Below are 20,302 nucleotides of genomic sequence, written 5' to 3'. Positions count from 1 at the left end.
CTGTTGTGGAAAAGTGCACGCAGGGAGCTGGAACCTTCATACCCTTTTGATTCGTCTTCGAATTTGAATTCGGACTATTTTTTAGCTTTGGCTTTTTTCTCGGCTTTTGGAGCCTTAGGAGCTTTTGGTTCAGCGGCGTCCGTTGTTCCTTCAGCGCCTTCGTCCGCTTTTGATGACTCGGTGACGAGAGCGAGCTCTGAGCGAAGTTTTGCAGCTTTACCTTCAAGGTTACGAAGATAGTAAAGTTTTGCACGACGAACTTGTCCGTGAGCAATCAACTCTACGCGATCAATCACTGGGCTGATCATCGGGAAGGTTCTCTCAACGCCGATCCCATCAGAAATTTTACGAACCGTAAAGCTACGGCCTGCGCCTTTGCCCTGAAGTTTAATCACGATGCCGCGGTATAACTGCACACGCTCTTTTTCACCTTCTTTTACTTTTACGTAAACTTCAACAGTGTCGCCAGTTTTGAAATCTGGCAATTTTTTGCCTTTTGTTTTGTTGAAACTTTTTACTGTCTGCTGCACGAGATCAAGCATCGAAAACTCCTAATATTTCAGTCAAGAGGGAACTAGTTACCATGCACCCAATAGCCGGTCAAGACAGATACTTACGGCAGATCGAACGGATAAATGCCGATAATCCTCAGGGGGTGTTCCGCGGATCGGTTCCAGGAGCAATGTGCACTGATTAAAGGCGTCTGGAGCCAATCCAAAGCCGGTGCCAAATACGATAAAATGAGGCTTATTCCCGATATTTTGCCGCAATTCCTGAAAGGTCGCCTTGGGCATATCCGCCTTTTCGCGGGCGTGGGTGGCAACCACTTCCACGTCCTCGTGACCCCATTGTCTAAGGGCATCCTCGATGCTTTCGGCCGTCTTTACTGGTCCTAGAGCGGTTTTGCGCTTGGGATTGAGATGGGCACCGGGCCCGGTTCTCCAATGGTCTAAAACGCGCGACACGAACATCAGCTGCTCGCGATTCGGATGGATGATGAAATAATTTTCTATCCCGTAAACCCGGCAAGCGCGGGCAATATCGTGAATGTCAAAATTGGTGATATTTGTGGCGACCACATCCCCCGCTTTATCCAAAATGGGGTAATGCACTAGGCCGACAGCCACCTGTCTTAAGGGAGCTTTTTCGTGGGTGGACATCTAATGGAGCCTTTCTACAAATTCGCGATCCAGCCCTAAAAGCTGTAATGTTTCCGCATCGTAAGTGGAGAGATAGTTCTTTAATCTTTGAATGTCATTCTTGGAGAGCGTTGGAACCAGATCGGGTCGCCATTTGAGAGTCAAAGCTAGGCCCACTTGCTCACGAAATTCGATAATCTTTCTATGATCTCCACCCGTGAGAACATCGGGGACTTTTCCTCCGGCATTTTCGCGAGGCTTGGTAAACGAAGGAGCTTCGAACATTCCGTTTTTAGAGAAGCTATCCGAGGAGGACGATTCCGAGTTACCAAGAACCCCTGGGAGCTTTCTGGCGACGGCATCGATAAGAATTCCCGCCGGCAACTCTCCCCCACTCACCACGTAATCTCCGATGGAGATCGATATGAAATTATACTTATGAAGGAGGCGCTGATCGACGCCGCCGTAGCGACCACTTAAGATTATGATTTCTTTTTGATTGGAGATGTCTTGAACCCATTTCTCATCGAGTTTTTTTCCCGTGGGTGACATAAAATACTTAGGAATTTTTTCGAAGCCCTCGACCGACTCCACCGCCTGCGCCAAAGGTTCATAAAGCATGATCATTCCATCGCCACCCCCAAAAGGAGTGTCATCGATGGTCTTATGGACGTTACTCGTAAACTGTCGAGGATTTATCACATTCACGGAAAAAATATTTTTTTCTAGGGCGCGACCGACCACACCCCATTGCAGGGTCTGCATCATCAGCTCTGGCATCACAGTGATGATATTAAACTTCACTCGAAGAGTCCTTCGGGGAGGTCCATAAATATTTTATTATTTTTAAAATCGACTTTCTCGATAAAAGACTTCACGAGGGGAACTTGGTATTCTTCCTCGTCCTTAAGAACAATCAGTAAGTCTTGACCGCCATTGTTGGCAAAATCAATCACCGGACCGACCTCCCCGAGAGTTTTGTCGACCACTATAAAATCCAAAAGCTCACTGAGGAAAACATTCTCACCTTCCGCCGAAACAAAAAGCTCGGGGTCGGCAAAAAGAGTTTGTTTCACGATCAAATCCGAATGATTTTTATCGGGAATGTCTTTAAAAAGAACAGCCCAACCATTCAGTCCTTGTTTGGAATGAGGGCGAAATCGAACCACTTCTAGGGCGCGTTCGGGCTTGGCTTGATCGTTTTTACCGAGGTAAAGGCGTTCGGCACGATCGAGCCAGTGCTCGGGATTGATCGAGAAGATCACAAAAACCTCTCCGCGCAACCCCTGTGTGGAGTGAATTCGTCCAACGGGCTTTAAATTTTTAGGTATTTGTTCCGACATACGCCTGTAGCTATACGAGTTTTTAGGGAGAAAAGCAGCTTTCTGGGTGAGATTATGAAAAAAAGCGCGGGTATAAATAAAATAAAGGAGCTTTTAGAGCCCCTTCGAAAAAAAAGGCGCTTCGCGAGCGCCTTCGACTTATTTCTATGTAGGGTGACTAAATTCCGTTACTCCATGATTTCGAGAACGCTTCGCTTGTTGAGCTTAGTGCTCGCGGCATTCAAGATGGTTCTCATGGACTTAGCGGTGCGACCTTGTTTTCCGATGACTTTTCCAAGATCTTCTTTAGCGACCGATAACTCAACCACTGTCGTTTGTTCTCCAGAAACTTCCTGAACACTGACTTTTTCTGGAAAATCGACTAACGATCGAGCCATGAAATCAACCAAATCTTTCAAGCTAGATGGATCGTGCCCCATTTTCTCTCCTTATTTCCTGTCCTGATAATTACTTTATTAATAGGTAAAAAGCTTTTGCAACTGAATTGTGGAATTATTTTCCGGTCTCAGCCAATTTGATCAGCGTTTGCACGCGATCAGAAGGTTGAGCTCCTTTAGCTACCCAAGCTTTTGCTTTATCAAGATCAAGAACAAGTTTCTTATCCTGACCAGATGGGTTTGGATTATAATAACCAATATTTTCAATGAATTTTCCGTTTCTAGGGCGACGTGAATCGGCAACCATGATTCTGTACTTAGGAACTTTTTTTGCACCGAAACGAGCTAATCTGATAACAACCATTTAATATCCTCACCTTTGCTAAGACCGATGGTTTATCGGATTTGATCGTGGTCATCAAGAGAAATCTTAGAAAATTAATGGGGGCCAGTCGTCCTAAATATCGGACAATACAGGAAGTTTCGCTCCCAAAGCGGACTAGAACGGGAATTTCCCGCCCATTCCACCCATTCCTGGGAAGCCTCCGCCACCACCCATACCCATTTTCATGAGCTGGGACATCATCGACCGGGAGGCCTCGAATTTTTTAAGGAATTTGTTCACATCCTGAACTTTATTGCCACTTCCCTTCGCAATTCTCACCACTCTGGAACCATTAATAATACGGTGATCTTTGCGCTCTTGAGGGGTCATTGAACAAATGATGGCTTCCATTTTTTTAAGTTCTTCATCGGGAGGAGTCATCGACTGCATTTGCTTCGTCAACTGTCCCATGCCGGGGATCATCTTCAATATTCCTTCCATACTTCCCAGTTTTTTAATTTGGCGCATCTGAGTCAAAAAGTCCTCAATGGTGAACTCGCCCTTCATCATCTTTTGAGCGGAGTCCATCGCTGACTTCTCATCGATGACTTCCTGAGCTTTCTCGACAAGAGTCACGATGTCACCCATGTCTAGGATCCGCGATGCGAGGCGATCGGGGTGGAAAACTTCAAGTGCCGTTTGTTTTTCGCCCACGCCAAAAAACTTAATGGGCACTCCAATGGATTCACGAATACTCAGCGCAGCTCCGCCTCGGGCATCCCCGTCAATCTTCGTCAGAATAAGACCTGTGAGAGGAATTTTGGCGTTAAAGCCTTCGGCGACATTCACCGACTGCTGACCTAACATGGCATCAGCGACGAGAATGATTTCCTGAGGATTAAGAACAGATTTGAGCGAAGAGAGCTCGGTCATCAGTTCATCATCAATTTGCAATCGACCGGCGGTATCGAGAAGAATAACCTCCGCACTTTGCGCCTTGGCCCACGCCAAAACTTCTTTCGCTGTTTCGGTGACTTTTTGTTTGGCGTCGGTGTTAAAGACCGGAACTTCGGCCTGTGCACCCACTTGCTTTAATTGCTCGATGGCCGCAGGACGATAGACGTCCACGGACGCCATAACGACCGATTTGTTTAATTTCGTTTTGATATGCCGAGCGAGTTTGCCGGCCGTCGTTGTTTTACCTACACCTTGAAGACCGACGAGAAAAATAATGGTCGGACTACCCGTAAGTTTAAGCTCTTCGGTTTGGCCGCCAAGGAGAGTGATGAGTTCGTCGTTTACAATTTTGACAAACTGTTGACCGGGATCAATGCCCTTGACCACGTCTTGACCGATGGCTTTTTCTTTCACGCGATCGATAAACGTCTTTACAACCTTAAAGTTCACGTCTGCTTCGAGAAGACTCAGGCGAATTTCTTTGATGGTCTCTTGAATATTTTCTTCGGTGATCTTCTTTTGGCCTCTCAGTAGCTTAACACTCCCTAAAAGCCTCTCCGACAAACGATCAAACATGGCGCCTCCTCTTCACGAATCCCCGAAGGTACCCGGTTCCTTTTGCAGAAGCAATACGTCAAAAACTGCTGAGGTTTTTGACGTATTGCTTCTGCAAAAGGAACCGGGTACCTTGCGGGAATGGCGCAGAAATATCGATCTTTGATGGCTCAAAATTTGGAAAATAATATCGACGACATTGCTCACATTCGCTGTGAGTGGGTATTACGCCCCATTCCCGAAGTGCCGGCGGGCTCGGTCCAGATTCACGTGAATTATTCGAGTATCAATTACAAAGATGCGCTCGCGATCACCGGCAAAGGGAAAATTTTGCGCCACCTTCCTTTAGTCCCTGGCATCGATGCGTGCGGAACCGTAGTAAAAAGTCATTCGCCACTTTGGAAAGAAGGCGATCACGTTCTTGTCACCGGCTGCGGAATTGGCGAACACGTGGATGGGGGCTTGAGCGAATTCATTACTGTTCCTCAAGAGTGGGTGATCGCAAAGCCCTCGAAACTCTCCCTGAAAGAGTGCATGATTTTAGGGACTGCGGGATTTACGGCAGGCCTTGCCGTCCATCAACTAGAGAAGAATGATCTTTCCCCTCAAAATGGCGAAGTGATCGTGACCGGTGCGAGCGGGGGCGTGGGCTCATTGAGCTTACTCTTATTAAAAAGTCTGGGTTATAGAACGGTGGCACTGACTCGCAAAAAAACTTTGGAAGCTTTACTTAAAAGCTACGGCGCCGATCGCGTTGAAATTGTCCCCGAAACTCCCGAAAAACTTCGGCCCTTAGAAACCGGAAAATGGGCCGGTGCGATCGACAATGTCGGTGGTCAGATTTTAGAAAATTTGCTGCCGCAGATGTTACCTCACTCGAGTATTGCCTCCATTGGTCTTGCGCAATCTGCGAAAATTTCGACCACCGTATTTCCGTTCATCCTCCGCGGGGTCAATCTCCTGGGCGCAAGCTCGGGAACCTGTCCCCGTCCGCTGCGCGAAAAAATCTGGCAAGAGCTCAATGACGCTTCCGTGGACTGGAGTAAAGCTCTCACCCAAACACTGACTCCAGAGGAAGTCTTGCCGTACGCAGAATCGATGATCGCAGGAAAAACCCATGGGCGAGCCATCGTGGATATGACTCCCTAATAGAACACTGTGAGTACGATCAATCCGCACTACACATTTGAATATTCACAGCCCGATGAATATCGTTTCTCCCACGATTCGGTATTTATGGCGCGCGAAATCTTTGAACGCTATCGGGAGCAAGATCTATCCGGATTTGATATCCTGGATCTCTGTAGCGGCTGCGGAATTATCGGACTCGACCTCCTCTTTCATCTCCGAAAGGAGAACAGGGCCCTTCCTCGCTCCATTGACTTTGTAGAAGTTCAGGAAACTTATCGCGAACACTTTATAGAAAACCTGAGGCGATGTGGAAACACTACGAGTTCGTTAAGATTTTTGTGCCAAAACTACGAAGCCCTTTTGAATTCTCCAAAAAAATACGATCTGATCGTATGCAATCCTCCCTATTTTCAAGTTCATCAGGGGAAACTTTCTCCGTCCGAATTTAAAAACCGCTGCCGATTTTTCATCGACTCGTCCCTTGAGGTGTTACTTCAAGTTCTTGAGACAATTCTTAAACCGAATGGCGCCGCTTATTTTCTTTTCCGGGAAACTTCAAAATTAAAAATCATGGATTTGCAAAAACTGATCAACTTCTCAATCCATAAGGCAGGGGTAATCCGAGGAACTGACCTACTCAAGATCAGTCCCTGAACGCTTATCAGGAAATAAAATACCCCTCAATGTCTCCTATTCGCAAGACTTCTCAAGAGGAGTCCTTTTTCTTTCCCTAGGGTTATAAATTACGACGGTATTGGCCACCGACTTCGAAGAGAGCTTGGGTCATTTGGTGGAGACTGCAGACTCTGGCCGCACTCATGAGGGCTGCGAAAATGTTCTCACCCTTTAGTGCGGAGGCCTTTAGTTTTTTTAATTCTTGCTCGGCATCCATCTTGTGATCTTGCTGATACTTTCGAACCCGAGTGAGTTGCAGATCTTTTTCTTCGTAACTGGCTCGAGCCAATTCAATCTTAGGTGGAACGTAGTCCGCAGCCAAAGTGGCCGGATCGACAAACTGGTTCACCCCAATGATCGGAAGATCTCCCGAGTGTTTAAGATGCTCGTAATGCATAGATTCGTCTTGGATTTTTCCTCGCTGATACTGACTTTCCATGGCTCCTAAAACTCCACCGCGCTCACTGATACGCATAAACTCCTCAAGAATAGCTTCCTCGACAAGTTCGGTGAGTTCCTCGGTAAAGAACGAGCCCTGAGTCGGGTTCTCGTTTTTCGCGACGCCGAATTCCTTATTGATGATCAGCTGGATCGCCATGGCCCGACGAACAGATTCCTCTGTCGGCGTCGTAATGGCCTCGTCGTAAGCGTTGGTATGAAGTGAGTTACAATTGTCATAGATCGCAAGCAGTGCCTGCAGAGTCGTACGAATGTCGTTAAACGCGATCTCTTGAGCGTGGAGAGATCTTCCTGACGTCTGAATGTGATACTTTAGCTTTTGAGAGCGGTCGTTGGCTCCATAAAGATCACGCATAGCGATCGCCCAAATGCGACGGGCCACGCGACCAATCACGCTATACTCGGGATCCATTCCGTTACTAAAGAAGAACGAAAGATTCGGTGCGAATTCGTCGACACTCATTCCCCGCGCTCGGTAGTATTCCACAAAAGTAAACGCATTACTTAAGGTGAATGCCACTTGGCTGATCGGATTTGCACCCGCCTCCGCGATGTGGTAGCCCGAAATACTCACGGAATAAAAATTACGAACTTTTTTATCAATAAAATACTGCTGGATATCTCCCATCATTTTGAGAGCAAAATCGATGGAGAAGATGCACGTGTTCTGCCCTTGATCCTCTTTAAGAATGTCCGCTTGAACAGTCCCGCGCACGTTATTGAGAGCATAATCGACGCAAGCGTTGTGTTCCGTCTCCGTTAAAGCCCGACCCACTTCTTTTTGTTTTTTCTCGAGCTGTTGATCGATCGCTGTATTCAAAAAGAAAGCGAGAATCATCGGCGCCGGACCGTTGATCGTCATACTGACCGAAGTGTTCGGCGAGCAAAGATCAAAGCCGTCGTAGAGGCGCTTCATGTCGTCGAGGGAACAGATGCTGACACCACTCTCCCCGACTTTTCCGTAGATATCAGGACGCTCATGAGGATCGTGACCGTACAGTGTTACGGAATCAAACGCGGTGGAAAGACGTTTCGCTGGTTCTTCTTTGGACAAGAAATGAAAGCGACGGTTGGTGCGTTCAGGCGGTCCCTCACCGGCAAACATCCGTTTGGGATCTTCTCCGGTTCGCTTCAGCGGGAAAACTCCTGCCGTGTAGGGAAATTCACCCGGAAAGTTTTCTAATCTTAAAAAACGTAAGCGATCGCCCCAGTCCTCATATTGCGGGGGAACCACTCGGCGGATCGATGTATCGCTGAGGCTCTTCACCACTAAAGGCTGAGAGATTTTTTTACCACGAACCTCATACACTAATTCATCTTGTTTGTAGGACTCGATTTTTTTATTCCAATCCGCTAGGGAGTGAAGCTCATCTTTCGACAACTGCGCGCTGAGTTTTTCTTTTGCAGCGTCAAAGGTCTTCTCCGGAGCGTATTTTTTCACTTTTTCGATCGAACCGAGTTCAGACGCCACTTGCGCTTTCGCCACTGTCTCTTTTTTATACTTGCGAACCGTTGTTGCTATTTCCGCCAAATAGTTTTGACGATCTGGAGGGACGATGGATTGTCGTTGAGCCCCGCGGATGGCTCTTCGATAGTCCTCCGCAAGTTTCCAACTCTCTGTCTTTTGAGCGAGAAGCTCGGTGAGTTTAAAGAAGAGATCATTGCATCCTTGATCGTTAAACTGCGCCGCTTGCGTGAGATACACCGGAAGCGCTTCGTCAGGAGCCTCAAACATTTTGCGAGAGCGTTTGTACTGCTTGCGTACATCTCTTAAGGCATCTAAAGATCCACGCCGATCGGCTTTGTTAATGGCAATCAAATCCGCAAAATCGATCATATCGATTTTTTCAAGTTGAGATTGAGCTCCAAATTCCGAAGTCATCACATAAAGACTGAGATCCACATATTCGGTGATCGCGGTGTTGGCCTGACCAATCCCCGAGGTTTCCGCGATAATAAAATCAAATTGATATTTTTTAAGTTGGTCCAAAACTAGGGGTAATGATTTTGCGATCTCAGAGCCTGAGCCTCTCGACGCCAAAGACCGCATGTAAACATTAGGACGCTGGAGGGAATTCATGCGAATCCGATCGCCTAACAATCCACCGCCGGTTTTCTTTTTTGAGGGGTCTACGCAAACCACAGCAATTTTTTTATCAGGATAAGCGTTTAAGAAACGCTGAAGCAGTTCATCGATCAAACTGGACTTTCCCGCACCCCCAGTGCCGGTGATTCCTAATACAGGAGGTGCATTTTGCGAACTCCGCTCAAAAGATTTAAGAGCCTGGCTGATCTCTTTTCCCACAGACCCTTGGCGCTCAGCTTGATCTACGGCCAAGCCTAAAAGACGATGAGGTAAATCGTTGCGATCTTTAAGCACAGACGTGAGCTTGTGCGGCTGATCAAAAACAAAATCGCACTTTTCTAAAATCAGATCGATCATCCCCATAAGGCCCATCCGGCGCCCATCTTCCGGGTGAAAAATAAAATCGATCCCATAGTTTTCGAGTTCTTTCTTTTCCTCGTGGACGATCACACCGCCGCCACCGCCAAAGATTTTCACTTCGTCCGCGCCAGCTTCTCGCAAAAGATCTTTGATGTATTTAAAGTACTCCATATGCCCGCCCTGATAGGACGAGATACATATTCCTTGAGCCCCTTCTTGAAGTGCCGCCGTAACCACTTCCATCACAGATCGATTGTGGCCTAAATGAATCACTTCCGCTCCCCCATCTTGCAACAGACGACGGATCATATTGATGCTGGCATCATGACCGTCAAAGAGAGCGGCAGCTGTAACAACACGAATTGGGTTTTGCGGTTTGTACATCACATATCCTTAAAAACAGGTTTACGTTTTTCGATAAAGGCTTTGGTTCCCTCTTTTTGATCGTTAGTTCCAAAGACACTGGCAAAAAGTTCTTTCTCAATCGTCATCGCCGAGCGAGATTCAATTCCGTAGGATTTATTTATGGATTCTTTAATCAAGCGCAAGGCCTGCGCTGACCGTTGCGCCATAGTGGCTGCCAGGGCTTGCGCCTCCTTCATCACGTCTTCCGGTGGAACGACTTTATTGACTAAACCGTATTGCAAAGCGGTCGCCGCCGTAATCATTTCGCCGGTCATGGTCCATTGCTTCGCCATTCCCACACTCACTTTGCGAGCCAGGCGAACCGTTCCTCCAAAGCCAGGGATTAATCCCAAAGTGCACTCAGGGAGTCCAAACTTGGATTTCTCACTGGCGATCATAAAGTCACAAGCCAGAGCCAGCTCTAGACCTCCGCCGAGAGTGAAGCCATTAATCGCCGCAATCACCGGGCAGTAGAGTTTTTCAAGTTTTAGGAAAACATTTTGACCGAAGCCTGCGAAATCATTGGCGGTCGCCTTGGTGAGCGTGTCGATTTCCTTAATGTCCGCACCGGCCACAAAAGCCTTTTCACCGCTCCCGGTGACGATCAACACCCGAACGGAACGAGATTGCTCCAGCTCTGTGAGAAAGCCATCGAGCTCCTCGAGAACTCCGCGATTTAGGGCATTCAGGGATTCGGGGCGATGAATTGTGAGCACACCGATTTCATTTTGAGTTTCGAACTTTAAAAATTGCATGAGGTTCCTTGTTTTAAATTTTTTAACTACTTCGCCGCATAGTCGTAGAATCCACGACCTGTTTTTTTACCGAGCCATCCCGCCTCGACGTATTTTTTTAACAAGGGACAAGGGCGATATTTACTATCGCCAAGCCCCTCGTGGAGAACATTCATAATGGCGAGACACGTATCAAGCCCGATGAAGTCCGCCAACGTCAATGGGCCCATGGGTTGATTGGTTCCCAACTTCATCGCTTGATCGATGCCTTCCACACTGGCGATTCCCTCGTAGAGCGCGTAGCAGGCCTCGTTGATCATGGGCATTAAGATGCGATTGACAATAAATCCAGGCATATCGCGGCCTTCGATAAAAACCTTTCCTAATGTTTCGGTGAGAGACTTCACCGTATTGAAAGTTTCACTTGAAGTTTGCAGTCCACGAATGCCTTCGACCAAAGTCATTAATGGAACGGGATTCATAAAATGCATACCCGCCACTTTCTCGGGGCGCGCGGTGGCCGCAGCGATTTTCGTGATCGAAATGGACGAAGTGTTCGTGCAGAGAAGGGCCTCTTTTTTAACGGTGCTATCGAGTTTTTTAAAGATTTCGGTTTTGAGATTGACGTTTTCCGTGGCGGCTTCGATCACCACATCGCAATTCTGCAAATCGGACATATTGGTGGTGGCTTTGATGTTGGATAAGAGCTGATCTTTCTGGGCCGCCGTCATTTTCTCTTTGGCAATGAGGCGGTCGCAGCTACTCTGAATTGTCTTAAGACCTTTTTCTAGCTGCACTTCGGCCACATCCATCATAATGACCTTGAAGTTCTTCGCCGCAAATACTTGCGTGATGCCATTACCCATCTGTCCAGCGCCGACCACACCAATTAAAGAAGCCATAAACCCTCCGAAAGAATGCGGGCGTTGACATCAAATGCTCTCGCCATCTCCGCCCATTTTTTAAAGAAGAAAATATGTCAAAGCGGCGACCGAAGTTCAACCAAAAAAGCCCGGTTCTTCCTCTGAAAACACCCTGAGACGTTGGGCGTGTCTAGGGTTGCACAGCCGCCTCGACTCACTCAGACTAAAAGCATGCCTGCCATTGATTTCAGCACCACGATCTTTCGTCGTAATCTCTCTGGGTTTATGATGCTAAAAGCCACGGCCTTTCAATTGGCTTTGATGGCAGGACTCTCTCAGGCCTGGGCTATTCCACACCGAAGCCCTTCTCCATCGAACGCGGGAATTCCCGTGTATCTTAAACCGACCTCCCCTGTTCCGACGGGGCATTACAGTCTTGAGACATTAAATCGCCAAAAGATCACCTCCCAGAAAAGCGTATGGGTTCACGTGAAGACCACAGAGGGTCTCATCGGTTGGACGCCGAAAGAGGCTCTCCTCACTCCTTTGCATTTTTCATCAAAAGCCACTCTTTTAGCGCAAAGCCCTTTGTACCCAGAAAAGGAACTTCAAATCACTGCAGCCCCTATGGTCTCTCAAAAGGAAGGAATCGTCTCGATTCTTGAAGTGGTGGGAGATCGATGCTTGGTGAGAGTGGGCGACGCCAACTTCTGGACCGAGGCCGCTTACCTTTACCCAGTGGCGAAGGATGCAGGATACTTTATTACGGTGCGGATGACGTCTCTCTATGGCCAGCCGAGCATTAAAAGCCAGTGGTCTCGGAAACTCACCGCGGGTCAGCGCCTAAAACCGATCGAGATCAAAGGAGACTGGGTTAAAGTTTCGTATCAAACTTACACCGGTTTTATTCCTCGAAAGGACATTCTCTCGCGCATTGATATTGCGATGAAGGTGAAAACCAGCGAAGGAATGGTAGCTCCGCAGAGATCACTGCTCGATAAAAAAGTTTACGCCATTTATGTCAACCCTCTTTGGCTTGGAACCATGGCGGACGAAGTCTCTTTATACCAAGAGCCTTCGACTTCAAGTGAAATGATCACTCAACTCAAACCGTGGACTCCGATGATTCAACAAAACATCGTGGAGCAAACCTGGACGCAATCGCAGATTCGAGAATTGGGACCGGTGTGGTGGCAATCGAAAGATATTCCCACGACGATCCCTACGAGTCTTGAGATTGCGCAGAAAGATATTCAGAAAAGTTTAGTGAACCCGCTTTTTAATCACATTCGTTTCGCGTCCACGTTTGGTGCTATGGAAGGCCTTTATCGAACTCAAGACGGTAAAAACTGGTTTCCGATACGGGGCTTTTCGCAGAGAAGCCCCGTGTTTACGGTATCGAAAGACGGAGTGCTTTTCGTGGATGACAAAGTGAGCTTTGATAACGGGGAACACTTCACTCCCTATGTTCACTGGGGAGCTATTTTCGAAGCCTTAAAACGACATCGGCTCTCGACGGTACAAAACACAAAGATCCGAAATATCGAGACACTCAACGGGTCATCGCAACAACTCATCGTTGAGCTCGACGTCGGCATCAAAAATCCCTTAAAACTCTACACCGCCGACCGCGGACAAACATGGACCGTCCTCAACCGCTAGGTGCCCGTTACCTTTTGCGGATGCGACGAATCACAATCGCGCCATTTTAATTTTATACATCGCATCCGCAAAAGGTACCTGGTACCTATCACGGGATGCCTTACTTGTTTGCTGTGGGATCTTCGTTGGTTTTTGCGATCAGCTCTGTGTATTACACCGAGTATGCTCGGCGTTTCTCTCCTGTTTGGATGAACACCATTAAAGCGACCGTTTTGTTTGTCGCTCTCGTGTTAACAACATTTTTGTTTGAGACTTGGGTTCAACTCCCAGTTCCGGTGATTGTCGCATTGGTCGTCAGTGGACTGCTGGGCTTGGCCATTGGTGATATCTTTCTATTGAGTGCCTACGCACGGATTGGTGCTGCTCGAACTCTCATCCTCTTTGGATTCCAACCTCTGTTTATCGGAATCGCCGCTCGATTTTTATTCCAGCAAGACCTCAATCCCGAACGGCTGCTTGCGATCTTCTTTTTTATCGGTTGCCTCTACACGTTTAGTCTTGAGAGATATCGCACCGAGGGACATTGGGAGATCTGGGGATTGGTCGCCGCTCTCATCGGTGTGATTTTTGACAACGCCGGCGTGATACTGACCCGTTGGTCCTTTGAAGCTCAACCCGAATTGGGCGTCCTTCAAGCCAACCTCTACCGGGCCGGTGGCGCCGTGGTCTTTTTTGTGCTTTTTGGATTTATAAAAAACATGAGAACTACGGAAAAGTTTCTCTCCCTGCCCCCTTATGAAATGGGACGTGTGATATTGGTTTCTTTTTGCGGGACTTTTGTTTCGCTCTTTTTGTATTTAACGGCTATTCGCGAGGGACATCTCGCTTCAATCGCCGCGGTAGGAGTCTCTGGCCCCCTGTTCGCTTCTTTTTTTGAGTGCATTAAAGAAAGAAAAAAACCAAGCCTTTATCTCATAATTGCCTTGGTTTTCTTTTTAGCAGGAGCCGGAGTTCTTATTCTTCTAATAGATTAACCGCGGGCTCTTTTTTACTGGCCGGAGCTCGGTTCGAGGTTTTTTTTCCGTTCTTAGCTACGGACGGCTTACAAAGATTGGCACGAGCCGATTCCCATTGCTGAATCTTTTTAGCGACGAAATCACAGTTAAAGTATTTCGACGAAAACGATTTCACCTTAAATCCTGTTTTTAGATCAGAGCCCGGATCGATAACTCCATCGTTCACCATTTTACTTAAGCGTTTGGCGATTTCGAAATCTTCCGAATCGTCATTAAACTTTTCGGAGCACACCGTTCGCTTTCCGTAATTCACACAGAAGTTACAAGAACTCGTGCACTTATACTCCGCAGTGGTTCCCGCAGAAGCCTGCTGAACGGCGAAGAGGATCAGGAGAGCCGCAGCACTCACGACCATATTGATGAAAAACTTCGACATCGAAAAATTTTTGTGTGTTTCCATGTCTCTCAGTTCGGCGACAAAAGGCGAGGACATAATCCCAAAAGTGAATTCATGGCGGAGATTGCGGGTTTTTTTCCGCAACCACAGGTCATCGCGCTTTAAATCCAACGAATACGATTTAAATCCACCTCGACCATGGTTTTGTCTTAAAGTTTTACAAAAGCCGTAAATCTCTAACGATCGATCTCGTGAATTTGATCATTAAGGGTTAGGAAGTCGTAAAGGTAGCCCACTAGAAACAATCCCCCGGTAAAAAACCAAATGACCGCGGTTAAGTATTTGCGCATGTACAAGCGATGAACCCCGAGCAGTCCGAGAAAGGTCAGCAGCAACCAGGCAATATTATAATCGATAGTGCCAAGACCATCTCCGTAGCGCCGCTCGGCCTCCCGGTCCATTCCTGGAATCAAAAATATATCAATCAACCAGCCGACCCCGAGAAGTCCCAATGTACAAAACCAAATAACTCCGGTGATGGGCTTACCGTAGTAAAATCGATGAGCTCCTGTAAATCCAAAGAGCCACAAAATATATCCCAAGGGTATTGAATGAGTGTTTTTAGACATACGATCTTCTACCAAATCGGTAGCTCATTGACGATGCGTTACGCATCAATTCTCGACGCCTAAATCACTGAATACTAATATTGAATTATGAAAACTATCTTTTGGGGATTACTTTTATTTGCTCTTTTCGGCTGTCAAACATCGCAACACCTGTCGGACTCGACTTCGAAAAAGCCCGTTTTTGAAGCCGCGCAAAACATCACTCCACTTTATATGACTGGAAAAAAAGTAGTGATGATCAGTCATCCCGGATGCCATTTTTGCCAAAAAGCCTTCAGTCAATTTACCCCTGCAATTCAAAAGTATTTTAAAACGAATGCGATATTCCTTACTCCTTTAGCTGATGAAAATTTTGAAGCTCACGCCCGAGTTGTCGATGAATGGAATGCTCAGAGCGAATACAAGCATATCATTATACATATGGACGCAATTCTTCCCCAAATTCCAAATTTAAAGTCCACGCCACAGTTTCATTTTTTCAATAACGGAAAAATAGTGGAAAGGATCCAGGGCTGGAGACCCGGAACGGAAACTCTCATCGAGGATGCCATTCATCATTTGGAGAAAGTTAGTTTGCAAAATTAAGTAAGCGTTTGCGAGCGGCCTGACGTTGTCGATCCTTATAGGTGTCGTGCGCTTGATCCCCAGTAAAGCTCTTGAGATAATCCTCTTGAGTGACGATCTGAACCTCAAAGGGATAGAAAAACCGATGAGGTTCTCCATTGATGTCGACATTGATAAATCGGCGACTGATAAATTTAATAAACTGATACCCTTCACCTGAGAAACTATTGTCTTTCTGCAAATACTCCGCACGATCGTGATTCTCTTCGAGCTTCTTCTCGAGAATTGCCGTGACCTCATTAGGATCAAGCGCCTCCCCTTTGGTTCTTAGGTTATCCATTACCTCTAAGAACAAGTTGGTAGGATAGACCGTATTCGCAGATTGGTCCGTAATACTGTGCATGGAATTTAAAATTCCATTCTGGGTCAAAAACCGACAGACGCGAAAGGAATCGAAGATGTTTTTTGTCACAAAGCGAACGCCGATGTTGTCGTAGATATTCAGAGCAAAGAGTTTCCGCTTCGCCAAAAGCTTAATAATGCTACTGCGAAAATCCTTCACCGGCTTTTGCTCGTACTTATAGAGCTTGATCATTTCTGTCTGTGCACCCACCTGCAAGACAGTGGACCCCGCCACTGGATCCTCCTGAATCACCGAATTGATCGGCGAAAGAATTTGCTCTTGGATCGCTTCAGGAAAAATCGAGTACATGTCGTGACTAAAATGAATAATCACATGCATCACTTTAAGGAGAGCGCAGGACCACGTTCGAACATCAGTAGGAATATCTGCCTTTTGATTGACGTTCACGAGGAGTTGGCGCAGGTCCTTCATTTCATTCAAATCCGAAAGTGAGGACGGAATGTGCTCGTCAGGTTCAAGGATCGACGTTTTTAAAAAGACCAAAGCTTTTTGGTAAAACCCATACAATCGCTTGCGATCACTCTCATCACTCCAGTCGAAGCCGTAGGACGAGAGAAAGTCATGGGCATCTTCTGTAGAATCGATGGACATAAATGAGAGATCCAGCGAGGAAACTCCGCCCAATAATGTCTCTAGGTTATGTCGACGGAATCGATAATTGAGCACTTCTCCTCCATGAAAATTCACAATCGTCATCCTGAGCGAAAGCGAGGGATCTCGAAAGATTCTTCGCTTTCGCTCAGGATGACATGCTGTTCGCCCTAGTAGAACGTACGTTGAGTTTTCGCCATCGATCGCAATGGATTTGATGGTTTAAAACGATGCCCGTACTTCTTTGCATACAGTTCAAGCGTATCAACGATCTTCTCGGAACCGACGCTATCTGCATAGCGAAGAAGTCCTCCACGGAACGGAGGGAAACCTGTTCCCATGATCATTCCCATATCGACATCTTCTGCAGACTCGACAATCTTTTCTTCGATCAGAACAAGAGCGGCTTCGTTCACCATGTTGAACATCGCACGTCCGATGAGATCTTCGTCGGAAATGGGATTGGTCGGAGTGGGAAGACCGAGGTCTTTATAAACAGACTCGTCGACACCCTCTTTTTTCCCTTTAGAATCCCACTTGTAAAAGCCTTTAAAATTCTTTTTACCTAGACGATCCGTCTCTTCGAGCTTCATTAAAGTTTCGGGCATTTGTAGACGCTCGCCTAAAGCCTTTTTAAAGATCTTAGACACTTTCACGCACACATCGATACCGACTTCGTCCATGAGATGGAAGGGGCCCATTGGCATTCCAAATTGTTTTACGAAAACGTCATCGACCTTTTGAATATCCATGCCTTCTTGAAGGAAAAAGGCGGCTTCGATCAAATACGGAATCAAAAGACGATTCACCAAGAAGCCCACGCCGTCTTTCACCACAATCGGAGTTTTTCCCATTTTTTTAGAAAGCTCAAAGATCGTGGCCGTCGTTTCGTCGCTGGTTTTTGGACCGCGGATAACTTCGACCAATGGCATTTTGTTCACTGGATTAAAAAAGTGCATGCCCACAAAATTTTCGGGACGAGGGTGAGCTTCGGCCATCTCGGTGACACTGAGGGAAGATGTGTTCGTAGCAATGATCACATCCTCGCGGCTTTGCGCGTACGTTTCCGCGATCACCTTCTTTTTAACGTCCATATTCTCAACGATGGCTTCGATGATCACATCCATGCCTTTAAAACCGGAGTAGTCCGTTCCGCCTGTCACGTGACTCATTTTTTCAATGAGCTCGTACTTTGTAATGTACTTACGCTTGAGTGCGCCTTGCCAAATTTTTCGTGCGGCTTGGAAGCCTTTGGCGATCGCATCGTTATTGATGTCTTTTAAACGCATATGGATATTGTTCTCAGCTCCCATGTAAGCGATACCGCCCCCCATAGTCCCTGCGCCCAAAACCGCAACACTCTTCACTGGCTTTGGTTTGACATCCTTATTCGCAACGCCCGAACGTTTTTTCACATTTTCCATCATAAAGAAAATGTTGATTAAGTTTTTACTGACCGAACCGCCAGCCACATTGCAAAAGCCTTCGACTTCGATTTGAAGAGCCTTGTCGCGCGATTTGTTGTGCGACTTCTTGATCACATCGAGAGCTTCGAGAGGAGCCGGGTAATGACCGTGGCTCTGCTCCATCACTGTGGCTTTTGCCTTCTTAAAGACAACCGGCAGTAAAAGAGAGTTCATGGTTTTTTCCATGAGGGTTTTCCCCGCATACTTCTTGTGGCGTTTCTTACCACCCTCTTTAATGACCTTTTGAGCGAGCTTGAGAGCCTCAGCTTCGAGAATGCTGGGGTGAACCACTTGATCCACAAGTCCCATTTTGTATGCTTTTTGCGCGGGAACCGTTTTCCCCGCGAGAATAATATCTAATGCATTCATTACACCGATCATTCGAGGCATGCGCACGCAGCCGCCAAATCCAGGTATAATTCCGAGCTTCACTTCGGGAAGGCCAATCTTTGTGCTTTTGTCTTCAGAAGCGATCCGATAATCGCAAGCCATCACAAATTCACAACCACCACCGACGCACGCCCCATTGATCGCTGCGATCACGGGAATGGAGAGATCCTCCACCAAATTCATGATGGCTTGACCCTGCTCGACCGCGTACTTAATATCATCGCGCGATTTCAAATTTTTAATTTCTTCGATATCTGCACCCGCAATGAAAATCTTAGGCTTGCGAGAAATAACAACAACTGCCTTGTAGGACGATTTTTGCAAATCCGCTAAAATCTCCTTAAGGCGCATCATGATCGGCGTGCTCAGCTTATTTACTTTTTCACCAATATGATCCCACTCGAGAAGAGCCACTTCGCCTTTAGGGGTGATTTTTAAACTTTCTTGAATACTCATTTCATCTCCTGCCTGATTATCCTTCGTTTTCGACGACCATAGCTCCACCTTGTCCTCCACCGATACACAATGTTGCCAGACCAAACTGTTGTCCGCGACGTTGTAATTCTTTAACCAGTGTGAGCACCAGACGCGAACCAGTCGCACCTACAGGGTGACCAATTGCAATCGCCCCGCCGTTCACGTTTAATTTATTCGGATCAATTTCACCCACTGCACCGGAAGTTCCCAGTTTTTCTTGGCACCATTTTTCGCTGGCGAGAGCCTTTTGGCAAGCAATCACTTGCGCCGCAAAAGCTTCGTTCAGTTCAATCAAATCCATCTGCTTTAACTCGAGACCCGATTTTTTAAGTGCGAGCGGAGATGCATACGCAGGACCGAGTCCCATACGCTCAGGCTCTAAGCCTGCAAAAGCGTATCCGCGAATACGAGCGATAGGCTTCAAGCCTAACTCTTGAGCTTTCTTGCGACTCATGAGTAGCATCATCGCCGCGCCGTCTGTCAGAGGACACGCATTTCCTACCGTAATGGTTCCCGTCTTGCGATCAAAGTAAGGCTTTAACTTTTGCAAAGCTTCGATGGCTTGACCATCGCGAGGACCGTTATCTTTATCTAAAACTTTTTTGTAATCGGGCCCGATAAAAATGGGAGTCATCTCTTTGCCCAGTTTCCCATTCTTCGTGGCATCGACAGCACGTTGATGGGAGCGCAAAGCAAACTGATCTTGCTCTTCGCGGCTAATGCCAAACTCTTTCGCAAGAATCTCTGCCGTTTGTCCCATGTTGATGCCGACAAAAGGATCTGTGAGCGCTTCCATGATGGAAACTCGAGGCGCTAAAAACGACGGTCTAAAACCTAACAGCGCTCCGATCTTTTGCCCCGCTGTTTTCGAAAATTGAAGTTTTGCAAAAAGCTCGGTCATTTTTTTACCAAACATCAGCGGCGCTTGAGACATGTTTTCTGTTCCACCGGCGACCACCACATCGGCAGAGCCCGCCTTGATCATGTTGTATCCCGAAGAGATACTTTCGAGAGCGGACGCGCAGTTTCTATGAACCGTGTGCGCCGATACATTTTGCGGAATCCCGGCGCGAAGCGCGACCACTCGACCGATGTTCACAGCATCTGCAGGATTACCCACGCAGCCGATGATGACTTCGTCGACCATTTTCGTATCGAGATTGGTTCTGGCAATCAATTCCTGAAGGGCGATCTGCCCGAGCTCTGCCGCATGCACGTCCTGTAATACGGTCCCGGCTTTGGCAAAGGGAGTTCTCACTCCATCAACTATCACAACATCGTTTGCTGATTTATCCATCTGAAACTCCTCTGAAGCCTCGCGCGGAGGCTCTACAATG

20 protein-coding genes are annotated in these 20,302 nt (G+C 47.1%); 5 read left to right on the top strand and 15 right to left on the bottom strand.

Translation table 11 applies throughout. The features are described 5' to 3' along the window. Window positions 1-74 precede the first annotated feature (74 nt). From rplS to ffh, 7 genes are all read right to left on the bottom strand, one after another. A complete protein-coding gene (gene rplS / locus K2Q26_15240) occupies window positions 75-542 on the bottom strand; it encodes a 50S ribosomal protein L19 (GenBank protein ID MBY0316874.1) in 468 nt (155 codons plus the stop codon). Between the two features lie 36 nt (window positions 543-578). Next, window positions 579-1,160 (bottom strand): RNA methyltransferase, encoded by a 582-nt coding sequence (locus K2Q26_15235; GenBank protein ID MBY0316873.1) that lies wholly within the window; start codon window positions 1,158-1,160, stop codon window positions 579-581. Further along, window positions 1,161-1,943, bottom strand: coding sequence for a tRNA (guanosine(37)-N1)-methyltransferase TrmD (gene trmD, locus K2Q26_15230; GenBank protein MBY0316872.1), 783 nt, complete (start codon window positions 1,941-1,943; stop codon window positions 1,161-1,163). Continuing rightward, window positions 1,940-2,482: a ribosome maturation factor RimM gene (gene rimM / locus K2Q26_15225; protein MBY0316871.1), complete on the bottom strand. Its 543-nt coding sequence runs from the start codon at window positions 2,480-2,482 to the stop codon at window positions 1,940-1,942. Before rimM ends, trmD begins: the two co-directional genes overlap by 4 nt. Window positions 2,483-2,649: 167 nt before the next feature. After that, window positions 2,650-2,901 (bottom strand): KH domain-containing protein, encoded by a 252-nt coding sequence (locus K2Q26_15220; GenBank protein ID MBY0316870.1) that lies wholly within the window; start codon window positions 2,899-2,901, stop codon window positions 2,650-2,652. A gap of 73 nt (window positions 2,902-2,974) precedes the next feature. Beyond that, window positions 2,975-3,223 (bottom strand): 30S ribosomal protein S16, encoded by a 249-nt coding sequence (rpsP, locus tag K2Q26_15215; GenBank protein ID MBY0316869.1) that lies wholly within the window; start codon window positions 3,221-3,223, stop codon window positions 2,975-2,977. A gap of 135 nt (window positions 3,224-3,358) precedes the next feature. Further along, window positions 3,359-4,717, bottom strand: a complete 1,359-nt coding sequence (ffh, locus tag K2Q26_15210; GenBank protein ID MBY0316868.1) for a signal recognition particle protein — start codon at window positions 4,715-4,717, stop codon at window positions 3,359-3,361. 120 nt (window positions 4,718-4,837) lie between these two features. Here ffh and K2Q26_15205 point away from each other — a divergent pair, with 120 nt between their 5' ends. Together K2Q26_15205 and K2Q26_15200 are read left to right on the top strand one after the other, a co-directional pair. After that, on the top strand, window positions 4,838-5,845 hold the full coding sequence (locus K2Q26_15205; protein ID MBY0316867.1) for a YhdH/YhfP family quinone oxidoreductase: 1,008 nt from the start codon (window positions 4,838-4,840) through the stop codon (window positions 5,843-5,845). A 9-nt stretch (window positions 5,846-5,854) separates the two neighbouring features. After that, a complete protein-coding gene (locus tag K2Q26_15200; protein ID MBY0316866.1) occupies window positions 5,855-6,481 on the top strand; it encodes a methyltransferase in 627 nt (208 codons plus the stop codon). An 82-nt stretch (window positions 6,482-6,563) separates the two neighbouring features. On the opposite strand, the gene K2Q26_15195 is transcribed toward K2Q26_15200, so the two are convergent. Genes K2Q26_15195 through K2Q26_15185 form a run of 3 tightly spaced genes read right to left on the bottom strand, consistent with a single transcriptional unit; the run spans window position 6,564 to window position 11,448 of the window. Continuing rightward, entirely contained in the window at window positions 6,564-9,794 is a 3,231-nt protein-coding gene (locus tag K2Q26_15195; GenBank protein MBY0316865.1) for a methylmalonyl-CoA mutase family protein, read from the bottom strand. After that, entirely contained in the window at window positions 9,791-10,567 is a 777-nt protein-coding gene (locus K2Q26_15190; protein ID MBY0316864.1) for an enoyl-CoA hydratase/isomerase family protein, read from the bottom strand. Before K2Q26_15190 ends, K2Q26_15195 begins: the two co-directional genes overlap by 4 nt. Before the next feature lie 26 nt (window positions 10,568-10,593). Then, the gene (locus K2Q26_15185; GenBank protein MBY0316863.1) at window positions 10,594-11,448 is read right to left on the bottom strand and encodes a 3-hydroxybutyryl-CoA dehydrogenase; all 855 of its coding nucleotides are present in this window, start codon (window positions 11,446-11,448) and stop codon (window positions 10,594-10,596) included. Between the two features lie 246 nt (window positions 11,449-11,694). On the opposite strand from K2Q26_15185, the gene K2Q26_15180 reads away from it, so the two are divergent. Both K2Q26_15180 and K2Q26_15175 read left to right on the top strand, forming a co-directional pair. Beyond that, a complete protein-coding gene (locus K2Q26_15180; protein MBY0316862.1) occupies window positions 11,695-13,071 on the top strand; it encodes a hypothetical protein in 1,377 nt (458 codons plus the stop codon). Between the two features lie 95 nt (window positions 13,072-13,166). Further along, window positions 13,167-14,045, top strand: a complete 879-nt coding sequence (locus tag K2Q26_15175) for a DMT family transporter (GenBank protein MBY0316861.1) — start codon at window positions 13,167-13,169, stop codon at window positions 14,043-14,045. Here K2Q26_15175 and K2Q26_15170 read toward each other — a convergent pair. Both K2Q26_15170 and K2Q26_15165 read right to left on the bottom strand, forming a co-directional pair. Beyond that, on the bottom strand, window positions 14,026-14,487 hold the full coding sequence (locus K2Q26_15170) for a hypothetical protein (protein MBY0316860.1): 462 nt from the start codon (window positions 14,485-14,487) through the stop codon (window positions 14,026-14,028). The two genes, K2Q26_15175 and K2Q26_15170, sit on opposite strands and share 20 nt — an antisense overlap. Before the next feature lie 173 nt (window positions 14,488-14,660). Next, the gene (locus tag K2Q26_15165) at window positions 14,661-15,053 is read right to left on the bottom strand and encodes an NINE protein (GenBank protein ID MBY0316859.1); all 393 of its coding nucleotides are present in this window, start codon (window positions 15,051-15,053) and stop codon (window positions 14,661-14,663) included. Between the two features lie 87 nt (window positions 15,054-15,140). On the opposite strand from K2Q26_15165, the gene K2Q26_15160 reads away from it, so the two are divergent. Continuing rightward, window positions 15,141-15,638: a hypothetical protein gene (locus K2Q26_15160; protein ID MBY0316858.1), complete on the top strand. Its 498-nt coding sequence runs from the start codon at window positions 15,141-15,143 to the stop codon at window positions 15,636-15,638. Here the strand turns inward: K2Q26_15160 and K2Q26_15155 are convergent. The 3 genes from K2Q26_15155 to K2Q26_15145 all read right to left on the bottom strand — a co-directional run bounded on the left by K2Q26_15155 (window position 15,622) and on the right by K2Q26_15145 (window position 20,262). Next, the gene (locus K2Q26_15155; GenBank protein MBY0316857.1) at window positions 15,622-16,728 is read right to left on the bottom strand and encodes a TIGR04552 family protein; all 1,107 of its coding nucleotides are present in this window, start codon (window positions 16,726-16,728) and stop codon (window positions 15,622-15,624) included. The two genes, K2Q26_15160 and K2Q26_15155, sit on opposite strands and share 17 nt — an antisense overlap. Before the next feature lie 74 nt (window positions 16,729-16,802). Then, the gene (locus K2Q26_15150) at window positions 16,803-18,944 is read right to left on the bottom strand and encodes an enoyl-CoA hydratase/isomerase family protein (protein ID MBY0316856.1); all 2,142 of its coding nucleotides are present in this window, start codon (window positions 18,942-18,944) and stop codon (window positions 16,803-16,805) included. A 16-nt stretch (window positions 18,945-18,960) separates the two neighbouring features. After that, window positions 18,961-20,262 (bottom strand): thiolase family protein, encoded by a 1,302-nt coding sequence (locus tag K2Q26_15145; protein MBY0316855.1) that lies wholly within the window; start codon window positions 20,260-20,262, stop codon window positions 18,961-18,963. Window positions 20,263-20,302 lie beyond the last annotated feature (40 nt).

The organism is Bdellovibrionales bacterium (assembly GCA_019750295.1).
In the GTDB taxonomy this organism is placed as follows: domain Bacteria; phylum Bdellovibrionota; class Bdellovibrionia; order Bdellovibrionales; family JAGQZY01; genus JAIEOS01.
This window is presented reverse-complemented; position numbering and strand designations above follow the sequence as displayed.